This window comes from Cupriavidus gilardii (genome assembly GCF_013314895.1).
GTDB lineage: Bacteria > Pseudomonadota > Gammaproteobacteria > Burkholderiales > Burkholderiaceae > Cupriavidus > Cupriavidus gilardii_C.
This window is the reverse complement of sequence record NZ_JABTYE010000005.1, coordinates 42654-66401: the sequence shown is the minus strand read 5'-3', so window position 1 is coordinate 66401 and position 23748 is coordinate 42654. Positions and strand designations below refer to the sequence as shown.

Sequence of the window (23748 nt, the reverse complement as noted above, 5' to 3'; positions counted from 1 at the left end):
GATATGACTCAGCGCATTGCATACGTAACGGGCGGCATGGGCGGTATCGGTACCGCGATCTGCCAGCGGCTGGCCAAGGATGGCTTCCGCGTGGTCGCGGGCTGCGGCCCGAATTCGCCGCGCCGTGAACGCTGGCTGGAACAGCAGAAGGCCCTCGGCTTCGACTTCATTGCCTCCGAGGGCAATGTGGCCGACTGGGATTCCACCAAGGCGGCGTTCGACAAGGTCAAGGCCGAGGTCGGCGAGGTCGATGTGCTGATCAACAATGCGGGCATCACGCGCGACGTGGTGTTCCGCAAGATGACGCGCGCCGACTGGGACGCGGTGATCGATACCAACCTGACCTCGTTGTTCAACGTGACCAAGCAGGTGATCGACGGCATGGCGGATCGCGGCTGGGGCCGGATCGTCAATATCTCGTCGGTCAACGGTCAGAAGGGCCAGTTCGGCCAGACCAACTACTCGACCGCGAAGGCCGGCCTGCATGGCTTCACGATGGCGCTGGCGCAGGAAGTCGCGACCAAGGGCGTGACGGTCAACACGGTCTCCCCGGGCTATATCGCCACCGATATGGTCAAGGCGATCCGCCAGGACGTGCTCGACAAGATCGTCGGCACGATCCCGGTCAAGCGCCTGGGCCAACCGGAGGAGATCGCGTCGATCTGCGCCTGGCTGGCGTCGGACGAATCGGGCTTCGCGACCGGTGCCGACTTCTCGCTGAACGGCGGCCTGCACATGGGCTGACCGGACCGGGTCGGCTCTGTCCGGCCCGCGCCGGGTGCGCCGCGTCCGGGCGGTGCTGCGCTGCGTTGGACGCGCCGCAGCACCGTGCCGGCCTGCGTGTGCGCCTCATCGCGACGCATCGTTTTGCATTCTTTTATCCGGCGAATTCGCGCGTTTGCTTGCGGGTTTTCCTTAGCGCCCGCGCCTTTTCACAGTGCCTTGTTAAGCATAGAATCAGGGCATTAACGCCGCCGGCACCAATTTGGAACATCCAGAAATACGACGCGGATCGCGCCCATCGCCGGCGGATCGGCCCCGCGCCGCAAGCGTTGCCGGATTGCGCACTGCACGGCATGCGGTGCAACAGCGAACGATCGACCGTGCCGCACGAGCACGGGCTGCGGCGTCAGCGCACCGGCAGCGGACTACAAAAGGATAGAGCACCGATGGCCACCACCAAGAAAGGCGCAGAGCGACTGATCAAGAAATATCCCAATCGCCGGCTCTACGACACGCAGACCAGTACCTATATCACCCTGGCCGATGTCAAGCAGCTCGTAATGGACAACGAGGAGTTCAAGGTCGTCGACGCCAAGTCGGGTGACGAACTGACGCGCAGCATCCTGCTGCAGATCATCCTCGAGGAAGAGACCGGTGGCGTGCCGATGTTCTCCAGCGCGATGCTGTCGCAGATCATCCGCTTCTACGGCCACGCGATGCAGGGCATGATGGGCACCTACCTGGAGAAGAACATCCAGGCCTTCATCGACATCCAGAACAAGCTGGCCGAAAACTCCAAGGGGCTGTATTCGGGCGAGGCCTTCAGCCCCGACATGTGGTCGCAATTCATGAACATGCAGGCGCCGATGATGCAGGGCATGATGAGCAACTACATCGAGCAGAGCAAGAACCTGTTCGTGCAGATGCAGGAGCAGATGCAGAACCAGGCCAAGAACATGTTCGGCAACTTCCCGTTCAATCAGCCGGACAACAACAAGAAGACCGGCCAGGGCTGAAGCGGCCGCCGGTTGTTAGCGGGCAGCGGTAGCGGCGGTGCGCAGCGCGCGCCTGCCGACGCGGTGGTCTCGGGGTAGAATCGCGGTCGTTCCGCCGCCACGGCCGTCTTCGGGATGGCAGGTCGCAGCCCCAGACAGCGCGCGCCGCGTGGCGGCGCCGCCCCACACCGCGAAATCCATGTCGTCTCAGTCGTCCTCTCCATCCTCGTCCCCTGTCGGCACCGTTACCGGCGCCGCTGCCGCCACGCCGAAGGTAGGCTTCGTATCACTCGGCTGCCCCAAGGCCCTCGTCGATTCCGAACAGATCATTACCCAATTGCGTGCCGAGGGGTATGCCATCAGCGGCACCTATGACGGCGCCGACCTGGTGGTGGTCAATACCTGCGGCTTTATCGACGAGGCGGTGCAGGAGAGCCTGGATGCGATCGGCGAAGCGCTGACCGAGAACGGCAAGGTCATCGTCACCGGCTGCCTCGGCGCCAAGAAGGACGCCGGCGGCAACGATATCGTCACCAGCGTGCATCCGAAGGTGCTGGCCGTCACCGGTCCGCATGCGCTCGGCGAGGTGATGCAGGCCGTGCACACGCACCTGCCGAAGCCGCACGATCCCTTTATCGATCTGGTTCCGCCCGCCGGCATCAAGCTGACGCCCAAGCACTACGCCTATCTGAAGATTTCCGAGGGCTGCAATCACCGCTGCTCGTTCTGCATCATTCCGTCGATGCGCGGCGATCTGGTGTCGCGGCCGGTTGCCGAGGTGATGCTCGAGGCCGAGAACCTGTTCAAGTCCGGCGTCAAGGAACTGCTGGTGATCTCGCAGGACACCAGCGCCTACGGCGTCGACGTCAAGTACCGCACCGGCTTCTGGAACGGCCGCCCGCTGAAGACCCGCATGACCGAACTGGTCGGCGCGCTGGGCGAGCTGGCCCGCGAGTACGGCGCCTGGGTGCGTCTGCACTACGTCTATCCGTATCCGCATGTCGACGAGATCATCCCGCTGATGAACGACGGCCATGTGCTGCCGTATCTCGACGTGCCGCTGCAGCACGCGCATCCGGATGTGCTCAAGCGCATGAAGCGTCCGGCGAACGCCGAGAAGACCATGGAGCGGATCCGCGCCTGGCGCGAGATCTGTCCGGATCTGACCATCCGCAGCACCTTCATCGCCGGCTTCCCTGGCGAGACAGAGGCCGAATTCCAGACGCTGCTCGACTTTATCGCCGAGGCCGAGCTGGACCGCGTCGGTTGCTTCGCCTATTCGCCTGTCGAAGGCGCGACCGCCAACGATCTGCCCGGTGCGCTGCCGGACGAGGTCCGCGAGGAGCGCCGCGCGCGCTTCATGGAAGTCGCCGAGGAAGTGTCGGCCCGACGCCTGCAGCGCAAGGTCGGGCAGACGCTGCGCGTGCTGGTCGACGAGGTCAACCAGGAAGGCGGCATCGGCCGCTCGGCCGCCGATGCGCCCGAGATCGACGGTCTGGTCTATATCGACCCGCCCGCGAAGCCGTACCAGCGCTACAAGACTGGCGAATTCGTCTCGGTGCGGATCACCGGCGCCGACGGCCACGATTTGTGGGGCGAGGCGGTCGTGTAACGTATCGCGCGGACATCAGGCATGCCAGCCCGAGCCGGGATCGCCCGACCCGACATTAGGTAAAAGTACGATCGTTCGGAAAACGAACCGCAGGGCTATACTTTGCGGTGCAACATTACCCAATGGAGACAGACATGACCCGTGAAGTGGTGGTGGTCAGCGGCGTACGGACCCCGATCGGAACCTTCGGCGGCAGCCTGAAAGACCTGTCGCCGACCGAGCTCGGCGCGATGGTGGTGCGCGAGGCCCTGGCCCGCGCCAGCGTGCAGGGCGATGAAGTCGGCCACGTGGTGTTCGGCAACGTGATTCAGACCGAGCCGCGCGACATGTACCTGGCACGCGTGGCGGCGGTGGACGGCGGCGTGTCGATCGACGCGCCGGCCCTGACGGTCAACCGGCTGTGCGGTTCCGGCCTGCAGGCCATCGTCAGCGCGGCCCAGACCGTGATGCTGGGCGATGCCGATGTCGCCATTGGCGGCGGCGCGGAGAGCATGAGCCGCGCACCGTATCTGGCGCCGGCCGCCCGCTGGGGCGCGCGCATGGGTGACGCCAGGCTGCTAGACATGATGCTGGGCGCGCTGCACGACCCCTTCCATTCGATCCATATGGGCGTGACGGCCGAGAACGTCGCGCGCGAGTACGACATCAGCCGCGCGCAGCAGGACGAGGCCGCGCTGGAATCGCATCGCCGCGCCTCGGTGGCGATCCGCGAAGGGCGCTTCAAGGAGCAGATCCTTCCGGTCACGCTGAAGTCGCGCAAGGGCGACGTCGTCTTCGACACCGACGAGCATGTGCGCCACGACGCCAAGGCCGAGGACATGGCCAAGCTCAAGCCGGTCTTCGTCAAGGAGAACGGCACCGTGACGGCCGGCAACGCGTCGGGCCTGAACGACGGCGCGGCCGCGGTCGTGCTGATGGAGCGCAGCGTCGCCGAGCGGCGCGGCCTGAAGCCGCTGGCGCGGCTGGTGTCGTACGGCCATGCCGGCGTCGACCCGAAGACGATGGGCATCGGCCCGGTGCCGGCCACGCGCAAGGCGCTGGAGCGCGCCGGCCTGTCGGTCGCCGATCTCGACGTGATCGAGGCCAACGAGGCCTTCGCCGCGCAGGCTTGCGCGGTCAACAAGGCGCTGGGGCTGGATCCGCAGAAGGTCAATCCGAACGGCTCCGGCATCTCGCTGGGCCACCCGATCGGTGCCACCGGCGCGCTGATCACGGTCAAGGCGCTGTACGAGCTGCAGCGGGTGCAGGGCCGCTATGCGCTGGTGACGATGTGCATCGGCGGCGGTCAGGGCATCGCCGCGATTTTCGAGCGGATCTGACGATGCGGCGGCAGCGGGGGGCAGGCTTCGTTTCAGCGATCGGCGCGGTGGCGGCCCTCGCTGCCGCGCTGGCGTGGTCCACGCCGGCCGGCGCCGCCGGCGACACGGTACTGTCGACCGCCTCGCCGCCGAGCGCCAGCAACGGCAAGGGCGGCGGCAAGGCGCCGGCGCAACGCCAGCGCGAAGCGGTTCGCGGCATGCCCGCGGTTCCTGCCACGCCGCCGCCCCAGCCTTATCCTTCCGGCGCGCAGATGCCTGTCTATGTCGGCCCCGACGGCGTGGTCGCGGTGCCGTCGATCGACATGACCCCCAATAGCGGCGTGGTCTACGCGCCGCCGCCGCCGCGCTCGTCGATCATCGAAGACCGCAAGCGTTAAGCGGGCATGGCCACGTAAGACCGTGGCGCGGCAACCGTCGTCATGGCGGCGGCGCCGTCATTGCTGGTAAGCTCGGAGACTCTATCCGCACTCGCCAGACAAGGAATCCGCCGTGTCCGACCGTCCCCTGACCGATACGCACGCCGCGTCCACGAACGACTACGATCCCGGCGCAACGCCCGACTGCTACGTGCAGACGCTGGCGGTGCAGCCACCTCTGCAGGTTCCCCCCGGTTTCGCCTCCTTCTCTCCGCCGACCCAGCGCGGCTCCACCGTGGTGTTCCGCAATCTCGCCGAGCTGCGCGCGCATGGCGACGGCGCGACCACCTACTGGCGCTACGGCATCCATGCGACGCCGACCAGCGAGGCGCTGTGCCAGCATCTGGCGATGCTGGAGGGCGCCAGCCACGCCTTGCTGCTGCCCTCGGGCCTGGGCGCCATTTCGCTGGTCTATTTCGCGCTGCTGAAGGCCGGCGACGATGTGCTGGTGCCCTACAACGTCTACGGTCCCAATCGCGAGCACGGCGAATGGCTGGCGCGCGATTTCGGCATCACGGTGCGGCCGTACGATCCGATGATCGGCGCCGGCATCGCCGAGCTGATCCAGCCCAATACGCGGCTGATCTGGATGGAGGCGCCAGGCTCCGTGACGATGGAAGTGCCCGACAGCGAAGCCATCGTCGCGGCCGCCAGGGCACGCGGCGTGCTGACCGCGATCGACAACACCTGGTCGGCCGGCATCTATTTCCGGCCCTTCGACAAGGGCATCGATCTGTCCGTGCAGGCGCTGACCAAGTACCAGTCCGGCGGCAGCGACGTGCTGATGGGCGCGGTACTGTGCAGCGACGAGACGCTCTACCAGCGTATCAAGCGCGTGAGGATGCTGATGGGCTGGGGCGTGTCGGCCGACGACTGCTATCTGGTGCTGCGCTCGCTGCCCAGCATGCCGGTGCGGCTCGCCGCGCACGACCGCGCCGCGCGCGAAGTCGCCGAATGGCTGGCGCAGCGGCCCGAGGTCGCCAGGGTCCTGCATCCGGCCTTGCCGGACTGTCCCGGCCACGCCTTCTGGCGCCGCGATTTCTCCGGCGCCAGCGGCCTGTTCTCGGTGGTGCTGCGTGCGCGCTATCCGCGCGCCCAGGTCGATGCCTTCGTCGAAGCGCTGCGGCTGTTCGCGATCGGCTGGTCGTGGGGCGGGGCGCACAGCCTCGCCGTCCCATACCACGTGCAGACCATGCGCCCGGCGGGCAGCTGGCCGCCGGCCGAATGGCAGGACGCCGGCGAGCTGGTGCGGCTGTATATCGGGCTGGAAGATACGCGCGATCTGATCGCGGATCTGAAAGCGGCGATGGAGGCGAAGCTGATCGGTTGAACCGGCCTCGTCTCATTGCGGGGCCCGAAGCCGGATCCGGATCACGCGGTGGCGATGCTGGTTCGACCCATCCTGTCTGCAACCTAAAGTGCGGCACATCTTTTCGTTAGCACGAGGTTCCGTGCAAGGGCATTCTTCGCGGCATCTCAACAACGCTAAACGAAGCTATGGCCCGGGACTACGACGCCGGCTACAAGCTGTTGTTCTCCATGCCGGAAATGATGCGCGACCTCTTGCGCGAATTCATTCGCAGCGACTGGCTTCGCGCGCTCGATTACTCGACGCTGGAACGGGTTTCCGGCAACTACGTCGCCGACAACCTGCGGCAGCGTGCCAGCGACATGGTTTGGCGAGTCGATGCCGGCGATCCATGGGGCCATCTGTACGTGCTGCTCGAATTCCAGAGCACCATCGATCGCTATATGGCGCCGCGCATGGCGACCTATACTGCTTTGCTGCACCAGGAGCTCGTTCGTGCCGGGCGCGTGCTGCCGGATCGCAGGGTGCCCGCGGCGCTGTCGATCGTTCTGTATAACGGCGAAACACCATGGAGCGCATGTACGAACATCCGGGATGTCGTCGTGTCGCTGCCGAACGACCTGGCAACGTGCCAATTGCAGCAGCAACATACGCTGCTCGACATCAACCGATTGAGCGAAGCGCAGTTGCCCGAGGACAATCTGGCGGCGCTGCTGTTTCGCATCGAGCGGGCAGCAGATTACGATACGGTCGTGTCGCTGATGATCGAATGCAAGACGCGCTTGCGCGATGAGCCCAAGCTCAAGCTGGCGTTCGCCAAGACCCTGGCGGCACTGCTGTGCGGCCAATGGGGCAGCGTCCTGACGCCCGCTCAGGTGTTTCAATTGATGGAGGTCGACATGCAAGTGGTAGGTGCCAATCTACAACGTTTCACCCGCAAGCTCCGCGAGGAGGCCCGGCAGCAAGGGGAGGCCCACATGCTGCAAAAGCAGTTGACCGAGCGCTTTGGCCCGCTGCATGCATCCGTTGTGCAGCGGATCGAGATCGCGACGTCTGAGGAGCTCGAACGCTGGGGCATTCAGCTTCTGCGCGCGGAAGCGATCGAGGATGTCTTCCGGGCCTGACGAGACCATCGGCCCGGAACCAGAGCGACAAAAAAGGCGGAGCCACCGGTCCGCCTTTCTCGCTTCTGCTTGCGTCTTGCTGCCGCGACGGCGCCTCGTCAGAAGCTGAACGTCGCGCTGGCCCGCACCGTGCGCGGCGCGCCCTGGGTCAGGATGAAGCCATAGCTGGGCAGCCAGTACTTCTCGTTGGTCAGGTTGTCGACCACCAGCCGGAACACCGCGGGCGTCTTGCCCAGCTTGGTTGAATAACGGATCCCCGCATCGAAGGTGTGGTAGGCCGGCACCCAGTTGCTGTTGTTCGCCTCCAGCGCCATCTTGGACACGTACTGCCCGCCGGCGGTCAGCACCAGGCCGGGCACGGGCGGCACGGCGTACTCGACGTAGGCCGTCGCCTTGAAGGTCGGCGCGCTGTAGGCGCGCTTGCCCAGCACGTCGGGCGAGGCCTCGACGTTCTCCGAATCGAGCAGCGTGACGCCGCCCATCAGCGTCCAGTCGCGCGCGAGCTTGCCGCGCGCCGACAGTTCGATGCCGCGGTAGCGCGTCTCGCCGTCCTGCGTGTAGACGTTGTCGCTGCGCAGGTAATTCAGGCCCCGCTGGATCTGGAACAGCGCCGCGTTCAGCGTCCAGTCCTCCAGTTCCGCCTTGGCGCCGATCTCGTACTGGCGGCTCTTTAGCGGGCCGAACACTTCGCCCGCGTTGCGCGCCGTCAGCGGTGCCGAGCCTCCAGCCTCCAGCGATTCGACATAGCTGCCGTACAGCGTCAGCGGCTGCACCGGCTTGTACATCAGCGCGACCGTCGGCGTCAGGGGCGACTTCTTGTAGGTGCTCGAGATCGCGCCCTCCGGCGTGTAGCCGGTCTGCTCATAGCGGGTATAGCGCAGGCCCGCCAGTACCGACCATTGCTCGTTGAACTTGATGGTGTCGCTGAGGAACACCGACTTCTGCTCGATCTTCGAGGCGCGGTACAGCACGTCGGAAGAGGGCACGCGCGACAGCGGCAGGCCGGTCGGCACGAACTGGCCCGGATCGTACAGATTGCCAAAGCCGATGACGCCGCCGCCGCTGAAGCTGCCCCAGTTCTGCACCAGGCTCTGCCACGACAGTCCGGCCGCGATGTCGTGCTCGAGGCTGCCGGTGCGGACCTTGCCGGTCGCCATCGTTTGCGCATGCTGATAGTGGTAGCGCGAATACGAGCTGTACTGGTTCTCGGCGTAGTTGCCCGCGTTGTCCAGCAGCAGGATGGCGCTGTCGGCGTTGCCGCGGTTCTGCTGCGTGAAGCGGTACGAGGTGCGCAGGTTCCAGTCGTCGGCGAAGCCCCAGTTGAGCTCCGTGCCGATGCTCTTGATCTCGGTCTCGTAATAGGTGCCCTTGCTGGCCACGCGCTGGCTGCCGTCGAGCGTGCGCGGCGTGTTGACGAACTCGGTCACCGGCGCGCCGAAGTCCTGGCCGGGGATGATGCCGTAGTAGGCGCCCTTGACGTTGCGCTGCTGGTAAAGGCCGTCGAGTGACCAGCGCAGGTTGTTGGTCAGCTTCGCGTCGAGCGCGACCGAGGCCGAGTCGCGCTTGATATGGCCGCCGTCGACGAAGGTGTCGCCTTCCTCGTGCACGAAGCCGACGCGCGCGCCGAACATGTCGTTGGCGCCGAAGCGGCCGCCGACGTCGATCGACTCGCGCAGCACGCCGTCGGAGACATAGCCGAGGGTCGCGCTGCCGGCGAACTTCGAGGTGGGGCGCTTGGTGACGAAGTTGGCGATGCCGCCCGGCGCGCCGAAGCCATACATGAAGCCGCCCAGGCCCTTGAGCAGCTCGACGCGTTCGAAGTGTTCGAGCGGCACGTCGCTGCCCCAGTTCGGAATGGCGAGGCCGTCGATCTTGTAGCCCTCGAGCAGATCCAGATGCAGGCCGCGGATCGTCAAACCCGCCGACTCGCCGATATAGCCGTCGCCGATCGGCGCGACCGACGGATCGCCGCGGAACACGTCACCGAGCGTGATCGCCTGGCGATTCTCGATCAGTTCCTGCGGCACCACCGAGACCGAGAACGGCGTGTCCTGCAGCGGCTTGTCGCCGAGGGCGCCCGTGCTGGCGTCGCGGGCGCGATAGGCGGGCTCGCTGCCGGCGGTGACGTGGACGGTCGGCAGTTCGGCCTGCGCGGTGGCGGTGGGTGTGGCAGCGGGTGTAGGTGGAACGGCGGCGGTGCCCGTGGCGTTCTGCGCGAGCGCCGGCGTGGCGGCGCCGCCGACGGCGACGATCAGGGCAAGCTGGCGCGCCAGTGGTGTCAGCGCGGGGCGGCCGCGGCGAGGGTTGGACATGGCTCGATCTCCTCTTCGGTCGTGATGCGAATGCGTTATGCGAACGCGCACGGCTCCGCGGACGCCGCGGGGAACCGCGTGCGCCTGGGAGCTGTGCAAATTGGGTGGGGGTGTGGTGTTGTGGGCCGCGGCGCCGGGAACCGCGCCGCTCAGCCCTGCCGCACCTCGGTGGGTGCGGTTGGGGCACCGGGGACGCCCGGTGCGGCCGGTGTTACGGCGTGTCGACCACCGGCGGCGCCGACGGGCCCGGATCGCCGCGGCTCGGGCGCGGTGCCCATACCGAATCGGCCGGGCCGGTGCGTGCGCGGCGCTGGGTCGCGCGGGCAAGCGCGACGAAGCCCGCCGCGAAGGCCAGCGCGCCGATGTCGAAGCCGGCGACCGCCCATTCGCCTTGCTGCACGCTGCGCAGCAGATGGTCGCCGGTCAGGATCGCGTTGGCCACCGGTACCGCCAGATAGGCCAGCGCCGCTGCGTACAGCAGCTCGATCGCGGCCCGCACCGGCGGGCGCAGCAGGGCCCACGCCAGCGCGGCGAAGAACACCGGGAAGTAGACGAACGACGACGGACGCTCCGGCCACAGCAGCGCGCCGGTGAAGGCGACCGCCACGCCGACGCAGCAGCCGATGCAGACGCCGACGGTGGCCTGCGCGAGCAGCCGGTGCACGCGCGGCTGCTCGGCCTGGCGCGCCTTGCGGCGCGACTCGATCCACAGCAAGTTGCCCGAATAGAACAGGAATGCCCCGGCCAGCCCGGCGATCAGATAGACCAGCCGCAGCGCCAGGTCGCCGTAGGTGCCGAAGTGCAGCGCGAACAGCGCGCTGTAGAGGCCGTGGTTCGCATCGCGCCCGCTGGCCGTCTGGTTGGCGATCACGCGGCCGCTGTCGGGCTGGCCGGCGGCGGCGTGGATGCCGACCGAGCCGAAGTTGCCCAGCGCGCGCTCGCTGTCGCCGCGCACCTCGATCAGCGCATTGGCGTCGCCGACGCGCTGATAGCGCACCGAGTTCGGCTTGAAGCCTTCGCCGGCGGTGCGCTGCGCGATCTCGATCAGCCCGCGCGCCGGCATCAGCGGCGCGGGCTTGCCGGCGGCCTGCACCTCCGGCACCGACGACATCGCGGTGGGCAGCGCGGCCATCAGCTTGCCGTCGAAGGTGAGCACGTTGAAGGCCATCGCCAGCGTCATCGACACGCAGAACAGCGCGCCGGTGATCGCGATCACCAGATGGAAGGGCAGGCTGAACAGGCCGATCACGTTGTGCGCGTCCATCCAGAAGCGCTTCAGGTTGCGGCCCGGGCGCACCGCGAACAGGTCCTTCTTCAGCCGCGGCAGGTGCAGCAGCACGCCGGAAACCAGCGCCAGCCCGTACAGCACCGACACCACGCCCATGAAATGCATGCCCACCTGCATCGGCAGGCCCAGCGTGTAGTGCAGGGCGTTCAGGAAGTTCGACAGCTCGCCGCGCACGCCGTCGAGGGAGGTGTCCTGCGGCGAGGTCCGGCCCGCGCCCAGCTTCTCCTCGTTGGTGGTCTGCCACTCGCCCTTGGCGTCCATCCAGTAGGCGGTGGTGTGCGGCTCGCCCTCGGTCGGCAGGCCGATATAGACGCTGGCCGCCGCCTCGGGATGGGCCTTGACCAGCGTGGCGACAAAGCGGTCCAGATCCTCGGGCGACGGCTTGGCGGCGGCGTGGGTCTCGCCGCGAATGCGCGCCGGCGACTGCCACTCGTGCAGCTCGTGGTGGAACACCGTGATCGCGCCGGCGAAGAACGCGATAAACAAAGCCCAGCCGGCCATCAGGCCGACCCAGGTATGCAGCGTCTGGTAGACGCGCAGTGTTGCAGCCTTCATGGGGTACTCCTTACGCGGCCGCGCCGGGCACGGCCATCAGCCGCAATCCCCACAACGCGCCGAAACAGATCAGGTTGGCCGCGCCCAGCCACAGCCAGGCGGCGCGGCTGCTGGCAAACAGCAGGCTGGCGCTGATGATGGCGACCCACAGCGGCAGGCTGGCGGTCACCGCGCCGATGATGCCGCTCTGCCAGCCGCCCGGCAGCCACAGGATGGCCAGCGTGCAGACCGCCAGCGACAGCGGAAAGCCGAGCAGCGTGCCGGCCAGCCATTTGGTGCCGATGCCGCCGTTCATGCCGCCTCCTCGCCGCCGCGGCGCTTGTGCAGATAGCAGCCGAGGAAGGGCCACAGCGACAGGCCGGTGCCCAGTGTGGCCAGCGTCGCGGCGATGGCCGAGGGCCAGCTGTGCTCGACCGACCAGCCGACCGCGCCGGCCGAGGTCAGCACGATGCCGAGCCAAACCATCATGCGGCGCTGGGGCGGTCGGCGCAGCAGCACCTGGTTGGGACCGGCCAGATACAGGCAGGCAGCGCCCGCCAGGCCGAGGAGAGCGGCAAAGGGTTGCATCGCTAAGAATTTGTTACGGATTCAAAACACGAATGGTAATGATTCGTATTTGGAGATGCAAGTTATTGATATTGTTTGCAATGTATTGGTAGACGGGGAGGGAAGGGACGCCCGCTTCGGCGGACGTTGCCCTCTCCCCGGCCCTCTCCCGCAAGCGGGAGAGGGAGAACACAGTGCGCGCGCCGGAAAGGCGGACGATTTGCTCCTTCTCCCGCAAGCGGAAGAGAGGCGGCTGGTTTGCTCCCCTCTCCCGCTTGCGGGAGAGGGGTTGGGGGAGAGGGCAGTGCGGCGGTGGGTGAACGACGGCGCGGGCCAGCAGCATGCCGGCTGCGTCGAGCAAGTTAGTCCGCAAACAGATTCAGCAACCCATCCAGCCCGACATGATTGAACGCCACGCTGGCCTGCGCGCGCACCACCGGCTTGGCGCGAAAGGCGACCGACAGGCCGGCGATCGCCATCATCCTGAGGTCATTGGAGCCGTCGCCCATCACGATGGCCTGCTGCGGATCGGCGCCGATGGCCTCGCAGGTTTCGCGCACGGTGCGAGCCTTGACCTCGGCATTGACGATCTCGCCTTCGACGCGGCCGGTCAGCTTGCCGTCGACGATTTCGAGCGTATTGGCGCGGGCGAAATCCAGGCCCAGCCGGGCCTTCAGCTTCTCGGTGAAGTGGACGAAGCCGCCCGACACCAGCAGCGTGCGCAAGCCTGCCGCGCGCGCGGCTTCCAGCATCCGCTCGGCCCCGGGCGACAGCCGCAGCCGCTCCTCGTAGACACGATCGAGCACGCTGGCGTCCAGGCCCTTGAGCAGCGCGACGCGGCGCCGCAGGCTTTCGTTGAAGTCGGTGATCTCGCCGCGCATCGCGGCCTCGGTGATCGCCGAGACCTCGGCCTTCAGCCCGCAGAAATCGGCGATCTCGTCGATGCACTCGATCGTGATCAGCGTCGAGTCCATGTCCATCGCCACCAGCCGGAAGTCGGATAGCTTCCGGTGCGTCGGCAGCACCGCCCAGTCGAGCCGGCGCGGCTCGCAGAACGCCTCCAGCGCATCGCGCAGCCGGTCGTCGAGCGGCGCGCAGGCCTCGGCGGTGGCGACGGTGTCGCCGCGCAGGCTCAGGCCGGGCGCGTCGGCGAGGGCGCGCAGCGCGTCGATATCCTGGGAAGCGATGGGGTGCAGGCTTTGGGCGATCAGGGGCATGGAAAGGATCGGAGGCATGCGCCGCCCCGCGCAGGGAGCGGGGGCGACGGTGAAAGGACGCTATTGTAATCGTCCCGCGCCTGCCCCCGCGCCATGCCGATCAGCGCTGCGCCATCGTCATGTAGTCGACCGTCAGGTTCGACAGGGCCCGCACGCCGTTGATCAGCGCCGGCTCATCGACGTAGAACTCCGGCGAGTGGTTCGACGGCGCCTTGGTGACATCGGTGCCCTTGGGCGTGACGCCGAGATTGAAGAACAGGCCCGGCACCTTCTCCTGGTAGAACGAGAAGTCCTCCGACGCGGTGGCCTTGGGCGCCAGCATCCAGTTGCCGTCGCCGGCCACGCGCTTGAGCGTCGGCGCCATCTTCTCGGTCAGCGCGGGCTGGTTGACGGTGGCGTTGTAGAGCTCCACCACGCGGAAGGTCGCCTCGGCGCCGGAGCTGGCGGCGATCGACTCGGTGGTGCGCTTCATGCGCGCATGGATGTCCTTCTTCATGCCTTCGTCGTAGGTGCGGATGGTGCCCATCATCTCGACCTTCTCCGGCACGATGTTCATGCGGTTGCCGCCGTGGATGGTGCCGACGGTGATGACCGACGGCTCCAGCATCGCATTGACCTGCCGGCTCTGGATGGTCTGCAGCCCGAGCACGATCTGCGACGACACCACGATCGGATCGATGCCGCCCCACGGTCGGGCGCCATGGGTCTGGCGGCCCTTGACGTCGATCCAGAACTGGTCGGCGGCGGCCATCGCCGGGCCGCTGCGCCAGGCCAGCTTGCCCGACTCGATCCCGCTGCTGACATGCAGGCCGAAGATCGCGTCGACCTTCGGGTTCTCCAGCACGCCTTCGGCCACCATCTGCTTGGCGCCCCAGATATTGGTGCCGTCCGGCTCGATATCGGCCGGGCTTTCCTCGGCTGGCTGGAAGATGAACTTGACGGTGCCGGGCAGCTGGTCCTTCATGCCGGCCAGCACCTCGGCGGTGGCCATCAGGATCGCGACGTGCGTGTCGTGGCCGCAGGCGTGCATCACGTCGACCTCCTTGCCGAGATACTTGCCCTTCGCCTTGGAGGCGAACGGCACGTCGACGCGCTCCTTGACCGGCAGGGCATCCATGTCCGCGCGCAGCGCCACCACCGGTCCCGGCTTGCCGCCCTTGAGCAGGCCCACCACGCCGGTCTTGGCCACGCCGGTCTTGACCTCCATGCCCAGCTTGCGCAAATGATCGGCCACGAGCTTCGCGGTGCGCACCTCGTAGTTGCCCAGTTCCGGGTGCTGGTGGATGTCGCGGCGCCAGGCGATCAGGCGGGCCTCGGCCGCCTTGGCGCGCGTTTCGATCTGCGCGTGCAGGGCCGGGTCGCCGATGGTCGGCTGGCTTTGCGATGCGGGCGCGGACACAGCCTGCGTGGTCTGTGCCGTCTGTGCGGTCTTTGCGGTCTGTGCGGTCTTTGCGGTCTGTGCAGTCTGTGCGGTCTGTGCGGTCTGTGCGAACGCGGGCGAGACGATGGCGGACCCGCCCAGCAGCCCGGCCGCCGCGGCCAGCGCCGTGATGGCGGCCGGCAGCGGGCGGAAGCGGAAGTGGGGAGCGTGAGCGGGGGAGCGGCGTGCTGCCATGTCGAGTTCTCCTTTGATGTCGTTGTGGTCGATGTTGCGGTTCGTGGTGCAACAGGGCCTCTGCGTGCCCCTTGTTGGTCCGGCCGGACCATGCGCGGCCCGGCCGTTCAGGCCATCGGTGAGGAGGCGCGATGCGCCTCCGGGACGGGATGCTGGATGTCTTGCTGTCCTGACGTGGGCCGTCAGGCTGCGAGGCGCAGGCTGTCGACGACCTTGTGCAGGAAGGCCTCGCATTGCGCGAGCTGTTCCAGCGCGACGAATTCGTCGGCCTTGTGGGCCTGCTGGATGTCGCCGGGGCCGCAGACCACGGCCGGGATGCCGGCGCGCTGGAACAGCCCGCCCTCGGTGGCGTACGCCACCTTGCTGATCGCGTGGTCGCCGGTCAGCGCGCGCACCAGCTGCGTGATGGCATCGCGCTCGGCGGCGTCGAGCGCCGGCGCCGCGGCGATGCGCGTGATGCTCAGGTCCGCGTCGGCATGCTCGGCACGCATGCGCGGCAGCAGCACGTCGTTGGCATAGGCCTGGATGCGCGCGTGGATCGCCTCGGGATCGACGCCCGGCAGGTTGCGGTACTCGAAGACGAACTCGCACAGCGCGGGGATCGTGTTCAGCGCGATGCCGCCGTGGATGGTGCCGGTCGACGCGGTGGTGAAGGGCACGTCGAAGGCATCGTCGTACGGGCCCTTGGCGCGGAAATCGTCAGCCAGGTCGCGGATGAAGCAGATCAGCCGCGCTGCGTATTCGATCGCATTGACGCCGCGCGGCGTCAGCGACGAATGCGCGGCCTGGCCCTTGACGCAGCAGCGATAGGCGTTGATGCCCTTGTGCGCGACGATCACGCGCATGCTGGTCGGCTCGCCGACGATGCAGCCGGCCGGCTGGATGCCGCGCTCGCGCAGGTCGTCGAGCAGATAGGGCGCGCCCATGCAGCCGACCTCCTCGTCGAACGACAGCGCGTAGTGCACCGGTTCGCGCAGGCGCGCCTGCAGCAGCGTGGGCAGCAGCGCGAGGCTGGTGCCGATGAAGCCCTTCATGTCGCAGGCGCCGCGCCCGTACAGCCTGCCGTCGCGCAGCGCGGGACGGAACGGGTCGGTGCTCCAGTCCTGGCCGTCCACCGGCACCACGTCGGTATGTCCGGACAGCACGATGCCGCGTTGCTCGCTGCCGTCGGCGGCGGGCACGGTCACATGCAGATTGGCCTTGTTGCGCTGCGGGTTGTAGCTCAGGTGGGGCTTCAGGCCCCGAGCCACGAAGTGGTCGCGCACCGTTTCGATCAGGCCCAGATTCGACTCGCGGCTGGTGGTATCGAATTCGATCAGCCGGCGGGTCCAGTCGAGGGCGGAGTGTTCGGGGGCGTCGGTGAGGGTATCGGTGGGGGCAGGGGTATGGGCTGGCATGCGGCAGGATCACGCTGGTGGATGTCCGATCCTACACCTGGATATGTGGTGCGGTCCACTTGGCCCGAGGCCAGCCCTCTCCCCAACCCTCTCCCGCAAGCGGGAGAGGGAGCCGAACGCGAGCGCTTGCGTCGCTGCCATCGCCGCGGGGCTCTGCCGACGATCGGAGAAGGTTCCCCTCTCCCGCTCTGCGGGAGAGGGGTGGGGGAGAGGGCAACCGCCACCAGGCATTTCCCACAGCCCGTCAGCCGCTCAAGCCAGCTGCCGCAGCGTCTGCTTGATCGTCTGCGCGCGCACCGCCACGTCGGGCATCTTCGCCTCGATGCGCAGCTTGTCCTGGCCGGCCAGCTTGATATGCCGGTTCTTCTGCACCAGATCGATGATGCGGATCGCGTCGATCGGCGGGTTCGGCACGAACTGCACGCTGATCGAAGCCTCGCCGGCGTCGATCTTGCGCACGCCGAGCGGGACCGCGGCGATGCGCAGCCGGTGCGTTTCGATCAGCGCCTGCGCCTGCGCCGGCGGACGGCCGAAGCGGTCGACCAGCTCCTCGTGGATGTCGTCGACCTGTTCCGGGCGTTCGCAGTTGGCCAGCCGCTTGTACAGCGACAGCCGCTCGTGCACGTCGGTGCAGTAGTCGCTCGGCAGCAGCGCCGGCGTGCCCAGGTTGATCTCGGTGGTCGCCGCCAGCGGCGCCATCAGGTCGGGCTCCTTGCCGGCCTTCAGTGCCTTGACGGCGGCGTTCAGCATGTCGGTGTACAGCTGGAAGCCGATCTCGTGGATTTCGCCCGATTGCTTGTCGCCGAGCACCTCGCCGGCGCCGCGGATCTCCAGGTCATGCATTGCCAGATAGAAGCCCGAACCCAGTTCCTCCATCTGCTGAATGGCCTCGAGCCGCCGCTGCGCCAGCTTGGTCAGCCCTTCCGGATCGTGCACCAGCAGGTAGGCATACGCCTGGTGGTGCGAGCGGCCGACGCGGCCGCGCAGCTGGTGCAGCTGCGCCAGCCCGAACTTGTCGGCGCGGTGGATCAGGATCGTGTTGGCCGACGGCACGTCGATGCCGGTCTCGATGATGGTCGTGCACAGCAGGATGTTGGCGCGCCGCGCGACGAAATCGCGCATCACGCGTTCCAGCTCGCGCTCGTGCATCTGTCCGTGCGCCACCGCGATGCGCGCCTCCGGCACCAGTTCGGCGAGCCGCGCGCGCTTGTTCTCGATCGTCTCGACTTCGTTGTGCAGGAAGTAGACCTGACCGCCGCGCTTGAGCTCGCGCAGGATGGCCTCGCGCAGCACGCCGTCCTCCTCGCGCCGCACGAAGGTCTTGATCGCCAGCCGCTTCTGCGGCGCGGTCGCGATCACCGAGAAGTCGCGCAGCCCTTCGAGCGCCATGCCGAGCGTGCGCGGAATCGGCGTCGCGGTCAGCGTCAGCACGTCGACCTCGGCGCGCAAGGTCTTCAGCGCCTCCTTCTGGCGCACGCCAAAGCGATGTTCCTCATCGATGATGACCAGGCCCAGCCGCTGGAACTTGACGTCGTCGGACAGCAGCTTGTGCGTGCCGATCACGATATCGACGGTGCCGTCGTTGATCTGCTTGATCGCCGCCTCGACTTCCTTCTTCGTCTTGAAGCGCGACAGCTCGACGATGCGCACCGGCCAGTCGGCGAAGCGGTCCGACAGCGTCTGGAAATGCTGCTCGGCGAGCAGCGTGGTCGGCGCCAGCATCGCGACCTGCTTGCCGCCCATCACCGCAACGAAGGCCGCGCGCAGCGCGACCTCGGTCTTGCCGAAGCCGACATCGCCGCAGACCAGCCGATCCATCGGCTTGCCGGAGGTCATGTCGGCAATCACCGCGGCAATCGCCGCCGCCTGGTCCGGCGTCTCCTCGAAGCCGAAGCTCTCGGCGAAGGTCTCGTAGTCCTTCGGCGACAGCTGGAAGGCATGGCCCTCGCGCAGCGCGCGGCGCGCGTACAGGTTCAGCAGTTCGGCCGCGGTATCGCGGATCTGCTGCGCGGCGCGGCGCTTGGCGCGCTCCCATTGGCCCGAGCCCAGCGAATGCAGCGGCGCAGTTTCCGGATCGGCACCCGAATAGCGCGAGATCACGTGCAACTGGTGCACCGGGACATAGAGCTTGCTGCCCTTGTCGTAGTCCAGGTGCAGGAATTCCTCCTCGCCCTGGCCCATGTCCAGCGTGACCAAGCCCTGGTAGCGGCCGATGCCGTGTTCGCTGTGCACCACCGCGTCGCCGATCTTCAGCTCGGCCAGGTCGCGCACCATCGCGTCGACGCTGCTGGCCTGCTCCTGCTTGCGGCGGCCGGCGCGGCGCGCGGTATTCGCATAGAGCTCGGCTTCGGTGACGAACGCCAGGCCGGGGTGGCCGTCGGCACCGGTCAGCACGAAGCCGCTCTGCAACGGCGCCACCGCGATCGCGAACGGCGCGTCGCTGGCGAGGAAGGCCGCGCAGTCCTCGACCGGATGCGGACGCAGGCCGCTGTCGGCGAACAGCTGCAGCAGCGTCTCGCGGCGGCCCGCCGAATCGGCGCACATCAGCACGCGCGCCTGCTTGCGCAGCAGCAGCGCTTCCAGATTGACCAGCGGATCCTCGGCGCGGCGGTTGACCGAGACGTCGGGCAGGGCGGCCGACAGCGGCGTGACATCGGGTCCGCCAGGGCCTTCCTGCAGCACCAGCCGCGCCAGCGGCTTGGCGCCGCTGAAGAACTGCTCCTCGCTCAGGAACAGCTGCGCGGGCGGCAGCAGCGGCCGCTCGCGGTCGTGCCGCATGAAATCGTAGCGCTGCTGCGTGTCGGTCCAGAAGCGACGGATCGCCTCGTCGATCGCGCCGACGTACGCCAGCTGCGTGCCGGCCGGCAGATAGTCGAACAGCGTCGCCGCCGATTCGAAGAACAGCGGCAGGTAGTACTCGATGCCGGCCGACGGCACGCCGTTGCCGATGTCCTTGTAGATCGGCGACTTGCTCGGGTCGCCTTCGAACACTTCGCGCCAGCGGCCGCGAAACGCCGTGCGCGCGGCCTCGTCCAGCGGAAACTCGCGCCCGGGCAGCAGGCGGACTTCCTTGACGGGATAGAGGCTGCGCTGCGTGTCGGGGTCGAACGCGCGGATGGTCTCGATCTCGTCGCCGAACAGATCGATCCGGTACGGCAGCGCCGAGCCCATCGGGAACAGGTCGATCAGGCCGCCGCGCACGCTGTACTCGCCTGGCCGCATCACCGCGCTGACGTGCTCGTAGCCCGCCAGCGTGAACTGCGCCTTCAGCGCGGCCTCGTCGAGCCGCTCACCCTGCTTGAAGAAGAAGGTGTAGGCGGCCAGGAAGGCCGGCGGCGCCAGCCGATACAGCGCGGTCTGCGCCGGCACCAGCATCACGTCGCACTGGCCGGTCTGGATATCGTGCAGGGTCGCCAGCCGCTCCGACACCAGGTCCTGGTGCGGCGAGAAGCTGTCGTAGGGCAGGGTCTCCCAGTCGGGCAGCACGCGCACGCGCAGCTCCGGCGTGAACCACGGGATCTCGTCGGCCAGCCGCTGCGCGTCGACCGCATTGGCGCAGACTACCGCCAGCATCGGCACGTGTCCGTGGTGGGTGCGGGCATAGGCGGCAAGGGCCAGGGCATCGGCCGAGCCGTGCAGGCCGGCGATGTGATGGCGCTGGCCGGCCTTGAGCAGCGGCAACTGGTTGGAAACGGGTAGCGCGGAAGGCGATTTGGCGTCGGGCATAAAGCGGTTCGGATCAAACGACGACGCCCCGCCGGCAGCGCGGGCGGGGGTGTCGAGAAGAGGGACGTATTATAGAATGCGCAGCGCCCGGCCATCGAGCGCCGCATTTCGTGCCGCTGGCCATGAGAATACCCACCGCGCATGGTCGACCCATCGTGGGGCCTTGGTTGGCGCAACGAGTCGATCCCCTTATCCGCAATTGCGCCGCATGTCCGAACGACGTTTTGCCCTGATTCCCTGTGCCGGCAGCGGCAGCCGCGCGGGCGCCGGCCTGCCCAAGCAGTATCGCGAGCTGGCCGGCCATCCGATGATCTGGTACGCGCTGGCGGCGTTCTCGGCGTGCGAGTCGATCAGCGCCACCGCACTGGTGCTGGCACCGGACGATCTGCCGCTGGAGGCGCGCTTTGGCGCGGCGGCGTTTGCGGGGCTGCGTTTCGATACCGCCTTCGTCGGCGGCCAGTCGCGCCATGAGTCGGTGCTGAACGGACTGCGCCATCTGGCCCAGCTCGGTGCCGCGGATCAGGACTGGGTGCTGGTGCACGACGCCGCGCGTCCCGGGCTGACGCCGCTGATGATCGAGACGTTGATCCGCGCGGTCGAAGGCGACAATGGCGACGGCCCCGACGCGGCGATCGGCGGCATCCTGGCGGTGCCGGTGCCCGATACGCTGAAGCGGGCCGAGGCCGAACCGCTGCATGGCAGCCTGTCCGTGCAACCCCCGCAGCCGTCCCGCATCGGCGGCACCGTGCCGCGCGAAGGGCTGTGGCAGGCGCAGACGCCGCAGATGTTCCGCGTCGGCGTCCTGCGCCAGGCGCTGGAAGACGCGCTCGCCAGCGGCGCGGTCGTGACCGACGAGGCCAGCGCGATCGAGCGGCTCGGCCTGAAGCCGCGGCTGGTCAACGGCTCGCTGCGCAATTTCAAGGTGACCTATCCCGAGGACTTCGCGCTTGCCGAAGTCCTGCTCGGCGGGCCGTCCGCCGCCCCTTCTTCTGGTTCTTCTGGAGACCGATCGCGATGATGCCCTTCGATATCCGCGTGGGACAAGGCTACGACGTGCACGCGCTGGTGCCGGGCCGCAAGCTCGTGCTCGGCGGCGTGGAAATTCCGCATGACCGCGGGCTGCTTGGCCATTCCGATGCCGATGCCTTGCTGCATGCGATCACCGACGCCTTGTTCGGCGCCGCCGGGCTGGGCGATATCGGCCGGCATTTCCCCGATACGGATCCGGCCTTTGCCGGCGCCGACAGCCGCGCGCTGCTGCGCGAGGCCGTGCGGCGCGTGCGCGAGGCGGGCTTCGAAGTCGGCAATGTCGATGCGACGGTGATCGCACAGGCGCCGAAGCTGGCGCCGCATATCGGCGCGATGGTGGCCAAACTGGCCGAGGATCTGGGCATCGCGGTCGGCCGCTGCAACGTCAAGGCCAAGACCAACGAGAAGCTGGGCTTCGAAGGGCGTCAGGAAGGGATCGTCGCGCAGGCGGTGGTGCTGCTCTGGCGCGGCGCGATCGTCGCGCCGCAGGACTGAACGGGCTCAGTGCGCAGTGATTCGGGCCGTTACAGGCCCGGCTGCGGCGCGTCGGCTTCCTTCGGCTCGAGCACGTAGACGTAGTCGACCAGCCGCTCCAGCGGGCCCGAGCGCGCGCCGGCTTCGGTGCGCTTGACGAACCCCATCTGCTGGCACAAACGGTTGGCCGCGTCCATTTCCGGCATGGTGCGCACCACCAGCGCCTGCGCGCCGATATCGCGCGCCCGCTCGATGCAGATCTGCATCAGCGTGCGTCCGAGGCCCAGGCCGCGCGCCTGCGGGCTGACCGACAGCAGGCGGGCTTCGGGCAGGGCCAGCGTCACCGTGCTGCCGTCCAGCGCCTGCAGCGTTGCACCGGGGTGGCAGAACAGCACGGCGCCGCTGATGCCGTGGTCGGTCTCGGCGACCCACCATTCCATATCCGACGTATTGGTCGCCAGCACCGAGCGCATGCCCTGCTGGAACGAGGCGCGGCAGTCCTCCATGATCTCCAGCTCGTACTGCGCATAGGCTTCCTGCGTGACCGCGGCGATCTGGCCCCAATCGGAAGCGGTGGCGAGACGGTAGTGGAAATGCGGCGAGGAGGGCGAGGGCAGTTGGCTCATGATGGTCCGCGAAGCAGAATCTGCCTCGATTGTAGGCCGGACCGTGCACAAATGCAGTCGGAGAAATGCGGACGCGCCGATGCGGACGTGCCAGACGACAATGGCCGCCCGAGGGCGGCCATCGATGGCCCGATGATGGCGGGATACGCGTGCCGCGAGGATCGCGGCGGCGCTTACTCTGCCGAGATCACGTTGGCGGCGGCCGTCACCACCGCCGCGATGCGGCCGACATCGCGCAACTGTTGCGAGGTCATGCCTTGCTCGTTCTTCAGCAGCTCATAGTGCGACTTGACGCAGAAGTGGCACTTGCCGACGATCGACGCGGCCAGCGCGTACATCTCGAAGCGGCGCTTGTCGACGCCGCCGTGGGTCGCGTACGCATTCATGCGCAGGCCGGCGGGCTGGCTGGCCAGATCCGGGTCGCCGGCCATCTCGACGTACGGATACCAGACATTGTTCATGCCCATCAGCGCGGCCGCGGTCAGCGCGCCGTTCAGTTCTTCGGGCGAGAGCACGCCGGCGTTGCGGATCGCGTCGACGATGATCTTGCTCTTGGCGGCGAAGGCGGCGGCCAGCGCGACGCCCACCGCATCGTTACCCTCCAGCGAGGAGCGTGCGATGGTGCCGTCCAGATTCAGGCGAATGTCCTTCGCATAGTCGGGAATGAGATTCTTGATCGTGTTGAGGAATTCCATCAAATTCTCCTATCGCTTTGGGCGGAAAAAACCCGCATGAGCGGGTTTCGGTGCGCACTGGGGCGCGGTTGCCGGCGGCGAACCGCCGGCAACTTCGACATGGCGCGAATTACAGCGTTGCGCCGCCGACAGCGCGGTTGCACGGGCACAGCTCGTCGGTCTGCAGGCCGTCCAGAATGCGCAGGATTTCTTCCGGGTTACGGCCGACGTTCAGGTTGTTGACCGAAACGTGCTGGATCGTGTTGTCCGGGTCGACGATGAAGGTGGCGCGCAGCGCAACGCCGGCTTCCTTCTCGCGCACGCCCAGCTGGTCGACCAGCGAGCCGGTGGTATCGGCGAACTGCCACGAGTTCAGCTTGTTCAGGTCCTTGTGTTCACGGCGCCATGCCAGCTTGACGAACTCGTTGTCGGTCGAGCCGCCCAGCACGATCGCGTCGCGGTCGGCAAAGTCCTGGTTCAGCTTGGCGAAGGCCACGATTTCGGTCGGGCACACGAAGGTGAAGTCCTTCGGGTAGAAGTAGATGATTTTCCACTTGCCTTCGAACGACTTCTCGGTGATGTCTTCAAAGGCCGACTGGCCGTTTTCTTCGTGGGCGTTGAAACCCGGCTTGACACCGACGACGTGGAACGGTTCGAGCTTGTCACCAACGGTCTTCATGGACTTCTCCTGGATACGGTTGAACAGACGCGAGCGCGGCATCGCCAATGGCCATCGTCGAAGACGATGTTCTCGGGCCCCTGCGTATGCCACGCAACGAATGGGAAGTATG

Annotated in this window: 20 protein-coding genes; 9 read left to right on the top strand and 11 right to left on the bottom strand. The window is 67.5% G+C overall.

Features of this window, described 5'->3' with window-relative positions; translation table 11 throughout:
• Positions 1 to 3 precede the first annotated feature (3 nt).
• The 7 genes from HTY53_RS06435 to HTY53_RS06405 all read left to right on the top strand — a co-directional run bounded on the left by HTY53_RS06435 (position 4) and on the right by HTY53_RS06405 (position 7498).
• A complete protein-coding gene (locus HTY53_RS06435; RefSeq protein ID WP_174105638.1) occupies positions 4 to 744 on the top strand; it encodes a 3-ketoacyl-ACP reductase in 741 nt (246 codons plus the stop codon).
• A gap of 425 nt (positions 745 to 1169) precedes the next feature.
• Positions 1170 to 1739: a polyhydroxyalkanoate synthesis repressor PhaR gene (phaR, locus tag HTY53_RS06430; RefSeq protein WP_023264416.1), complete on the top strand. Its 570-nt coding sequence runs from the start codon at positions 1170 to 1172 to the stop codon at positions 1737 to 1739.
• 178 nt (positions 1740 to 1917) lie between these two features.
• A complete protein-coding gene (rimO, locus tag HTY53_RS06425; protein ID WP_174105636.1) occupies positions 1918 to 3330 on the top strand; it encodes a 30S ribosomal protein S12 methylthiotransferase RimO in 1413 nt (470 codons plus the stop codon).
• Positions 3331 to 3464: 134 nt separating this feature from the next.
• A complete protein-coding gene (bktB, locus tag HTY53_RS06420; protein ID WP_174105635.1) occupies positions 3465 to 4649 on the top strand; it encodes a beta-ketothiolase BktB in 1185 nt (394 codons plus the stop codon).
• 2 nt (positions 4650 to 4651) lie between these two features.
• A complete protein-coding gene (locus HTY53_RS06415; protein WP_174105634.1) occupies positions 4652 to 5026 on the top strand; it encodes a hypothetical protein in 375 nt (124 codons plus the stop codon).
• A 190-nt stretch (positions 5027 to 5216) separates the two neighbouring features.
• Entirely contained in the window at positions 5217 to 6395 is a 1179-nt protein-coding gene (locus HTY53_RS06410; RefSeq protein WP_368040937.1) for a cystathionine beta-lyase, read from the top strand.
• A 167-nt stretch (positions 6396 to 6562) separates the two neighbouring features.
• A complete protein-coding gene (locus tag HTY53_RS06405; protein WP_174105633.1) occupies positions 6563 to 7498 on the top strand; it encodes an Rpn family recombination-promoting nuclease/putative transposase in 936 nt (311 codons plus the stop codon).
• A gap of 98 nt (positions 7499 to 7596) precedes the next feature.
• Here HTY53_RS06405 and HTY53_RS06400 read toward each other — a convergent pair whose 3' ends face one another.
• The 8 genes from HTY53_RS06400 to mfd all read right to left on the bottom strand — a co-directional run bounded on the left by HTY53_RS06400 (position 7597) and on the right by mfd (position 20154).
• Positions 7597 to 9810: a TonB-dependent siderophore receptor gene (locus tag HTY53_RS06400; RefSeq protein ID WP_174105632.1), complete on the bottom strand. Its 2214-nt coding sequence runs from the start codon at positions 9808 to 9810 to the stop codon at positions 7597 to 7599.
• 211 nt (positions 9811 to 10021) lie between these two features.
• Positions 10022 to 11653: a PepSY-associated TM helix domain-containing protein gene (locus tag HTY53_RS06395; protein WP_174105631.1), complete on the bottom strand. Its 1632-nt coding sequence runs from the start codon at positions 11651 to 11653 to the stop codon at positions 10022 to 10024.
• Positions 11654 to 11663: 10 nt separating this feature from the next.
• On the bottom strand, positions 11664 to 11948 hold the full coding sequence (locus HTY53_RS06390) for a hypothetical protein (RefSeq protein ID WP_174105630.1): 285 nt from the start codon (positions 11946 to 11948) through the stop codon (positions 11664 to 11666).
• Positions 11945 to 12220 (bottom strand): hypothetical protein, encoded by a 276-nt coding sequence (locus tag HTY53_RS06385; RefSeq protein WP_174105629.1) that lies wholly within the window; start codon positions 12218 to 12220, stop codon positions 11945 to 11947. Before HTY53_RS06385 ends, HTY53_RS06390 begins: the two co-directional genes overlap by 4 nt.
• A gap of 341 nt (positions 12221 to 12561) precedes the next feature.
• Complete coding sequence (serB, locus tag HTY53_RS06380) at positions 12562 to 13416, bottom strand: phosphoserine phosphatase SerB (RefSeq protein ID WP_174105628.1); 855 nt, start codon at positions 13414 to 13416, stop codon at positions 12562 to 12564.
• A 100-nt stretch (positions 13417 to 13516) separates the two neighbouring features.
• Positions 13517 to 15031 (bottom strand): amidohydrolase, encoded by a 1515-nt coding sequence (locus HTY53_RS06375; RefSeq protein ID WP_254599847.1) that lies wholly within the window; start codon positions 15029 to 15031, stop codon positions 13517 to 13519.
• Between the two features lie 182 nt (positions 15032 to 15213).
• The gene (argE, locus tag HTY53_RS06370) at positions 15214 to 16428 is read right to left on the bottom strand and encodes an acetylornithine deacetylase (RefSeq protein WP_174105627.1); all 1215 of its coding nucleotides are present in this window, start codon (positions 16426 to 16428) and stop codon (positions 15214 to 15216) included.
• Positions 16429 to 16680: 252 nt separating this feature from the next.
• Positions 16681 to 20154: a transcription-repair coupling factor gene (mfd, locus tag HTY53_RS06365; RefSeq protein ID WP_174105626.1), complete on the bottom strand. Its 3474-nt coding sequence runs from the start codon at positions 20152 to 20154 to the stop codon at positions 16681 to 16683.
• 208 nt (positions 20155 to 20362) lie between these two features.
• On the opposite strand from mfd, the gene ispD reads away from it, so the two are divergent.
• Positions 20363 to 21172: a 2-C-methyl-D-erythritol 4-phosphate cytidylyltransferase gene (gene ispD / locus HTY53_RS06360; protein ID WP_174105625.1), complete on the top strand. Its 810-nt coding sequence runs from the start codon at positions 20363 to 20365 to the stop codon at positions 21170 to 21172.
• Positions 21169 to 21678 carry a 2-C-methyl-D-erythritol 2,4-cyclodiphosphate synthase gene (gene ispF, locus HTY53_RS06355; RefSeq protein WP_174105624.1) on the top strand — a complete coding sequence of 170 codons (510 nt, stop codon included), beginning with the start codon at positions 21169 to 21171 and terminating at the stop codon, positions 21676 to 21678. The genes ispD and ispF overlap by 4 nt, the downstream gene beginning before the upstream one ends.
• Before the next feature lie 29 nt (positions 21679 to 21707).
• On the opposite strand, the gene HTY53_RS06350 is transcribed toward ispF, so the two are convergent.
• The 3 genes from HTY53_RS06350 to HTY53_RS06340 form a co-directional block, all read right to left on the bottom strand.
• Positions 21708 to 22283, bottom strand: coding sequence for a GNAT family N-acetyltransferase (locus HTY53_RS06350; RefSeq protein WP_174105623.1), 576 nt, complete (start codon positions 22281 to 22283; stop codon positions 21708 to 21710).
• Positions 22284 to 22456: 173 nt separating this feature from the next.
• Positions 22457 to 22978: a carboxymuconolactone decarboxylase family protein gene (locus HTY53_RS06345; protein WP_174105622.1), complete on the bottom strand. Its 522-nt coding sequence runs from the start codon at positions 22976 to 22978 to the stop codon at positions 22457 to 22459.
• Between the two features lie 109 nt (positions 22979 to 23087).
• Positions 23088 to 23636: a peroxiredoxin gene (locus HTY53_RS06340; protein WP_174105621.1), complete on the bottom strand. Its 549-nt coding sequence runs from the start codon at positions 23634 to 23636 to the stop codon at positions 23088 to 23090.
• Between the last annotated feature and the right edge of the window lie 112 nt (positions 23637 to 23748).

Excerpts from the sequence above, each read along its gene's own strand:
- HTY53_RS06435 (WP_174105638.1), top strand. The coding sequence starts at position 4 with ATGACTCAGCGCATTGCATACGTAACGGGCGGCATGGGCGGTATCGGT.
- phaR (WP_023264416.1), top strand. The coding sequence starts at position 1,170 with ATGGCCACCACCAAGAAAGGCGCAGAGCGACTGATCAAGAAATATCCC.
- rimO (WP_174105636.1), top strand. The coding sequence starts at position 1,918 with ATGTCGTCTCAGTCGTCCTCTCCATCCTCGTCCCCTGTCGGCACCGTT.
- bktB (WP_174105635.1), top strand. The coding sequence starts at position 3,465 with ATGACCCGTGAAGTGGTGGTGGTCAGCGGCGTACGGACCCCGATCGGA.
- HTY53_RS06415 (WP_174105634.1), top strand. The coding sequence starts at position 4,652 with ATGCGGCGGCAGCGGGGGGCAGGCTTCGTTTCAGCGATCGGCGCGGTG.
- HTY53_RS06405 (WP_174105633.1), top strand. The coding sequence starts at position 6,563 with ATGGCCCGGGACTACGACGCCGGCTACAAGCTGTTGTTCTCCATGCCG.
- HTY53_RS06400 (WP_174105632.1), bottom strand. The coding sequence starts at position 9,810 with ATGTCCAACCCTCGCCGCGGCCGCCCCGCGCTGACACCACTGGCGCGC.
- HTY53_RS06395 (WP_174105631.1), bottom strand. The coding sequence starts at position 11,653 with ATGAAGGCTGCAACACTGCGCGTCTACCAGACGCTGCATACCTGGGTC.
- HTY53_RS06390 (WP_174105630.1), bottom strand. The coding sequence starts at position 11,948 with ATGAACGGCGGCATCGGCACCAAATGGCTGGCCGGCACGCTGCTCGGC.
- HTY53_RS06385 (WP_174105629.1), bottom strand. The coding sequence starts at position 12,220 with ATGCAACCCTTTGCCGCTCTCCTCGGCCTGGCGGGCGCTGCCTGCCTG.
- serB (WP_174105628.1), bottom strand. The coding sequence starts at position 13,416 with ATGCCCCTGATCGCCCAAAGCCTGCACCCCATCGCTTCCCAGGATATC.
- HTY53_RS06375 (WP_254599847.1), bottom strand. The coding sequence starts at position 15,031 with ATGGCAGCACGCCGCTCCCCCGCTCACGCTCCCCACTTCCGCTTCCGC.
- argE (WP_174105627.1), bottom strand. The coding sequence starts at position 16,428 with ATGCCAGCCCATACCCCTGCCCCCACCGATACCCTCACCGACGCCCCC.
- mfd (WP_174105626.1), bottom strand. The coding sequence starts at position 20,154 with ATGCCCGACGCCAAATCGCCTTCCGCGCTACCCGTTTCCAACCAGTTG.
- ispD (WP_174105625.1), top strand. The coding sequence starts at position 20,363 with ATGTCCGAACGACGTTTTGCCCTGATTCCCTGTGCCGGCAGCGGCAGC.
- ispF (WP_174105624.1), top strand. The coding sequence starts at position 21,169 with ATGATGCCCTTCGATATCCGCGTGGGACAAGGCTACGACGTGCACGCG.
- HTY53_RS06350 (WP_174105623.1), bottom strand. The coding sequence starts at position 22,283 with ATGAGCCAACTGCCCTCGCCCTCCTCGCCGCATTTCCACTACCGTCTC.
- HTY53_RS06345 (WP_174105622.1), bottom strand. The coding sequence starts at position 22,978 with ATGGAATTCCTCAACACGATCAAGAATCTCATTCCCGACTATGCGAAG.
- HTY53_RS06340 (WP_174105621.1), bottom strand. The coding sequence starts at position 23,636 with ATGAAGACCGTTGGTGACAAGCTCGAACCGTTCCACGTCGTCGGTGTC.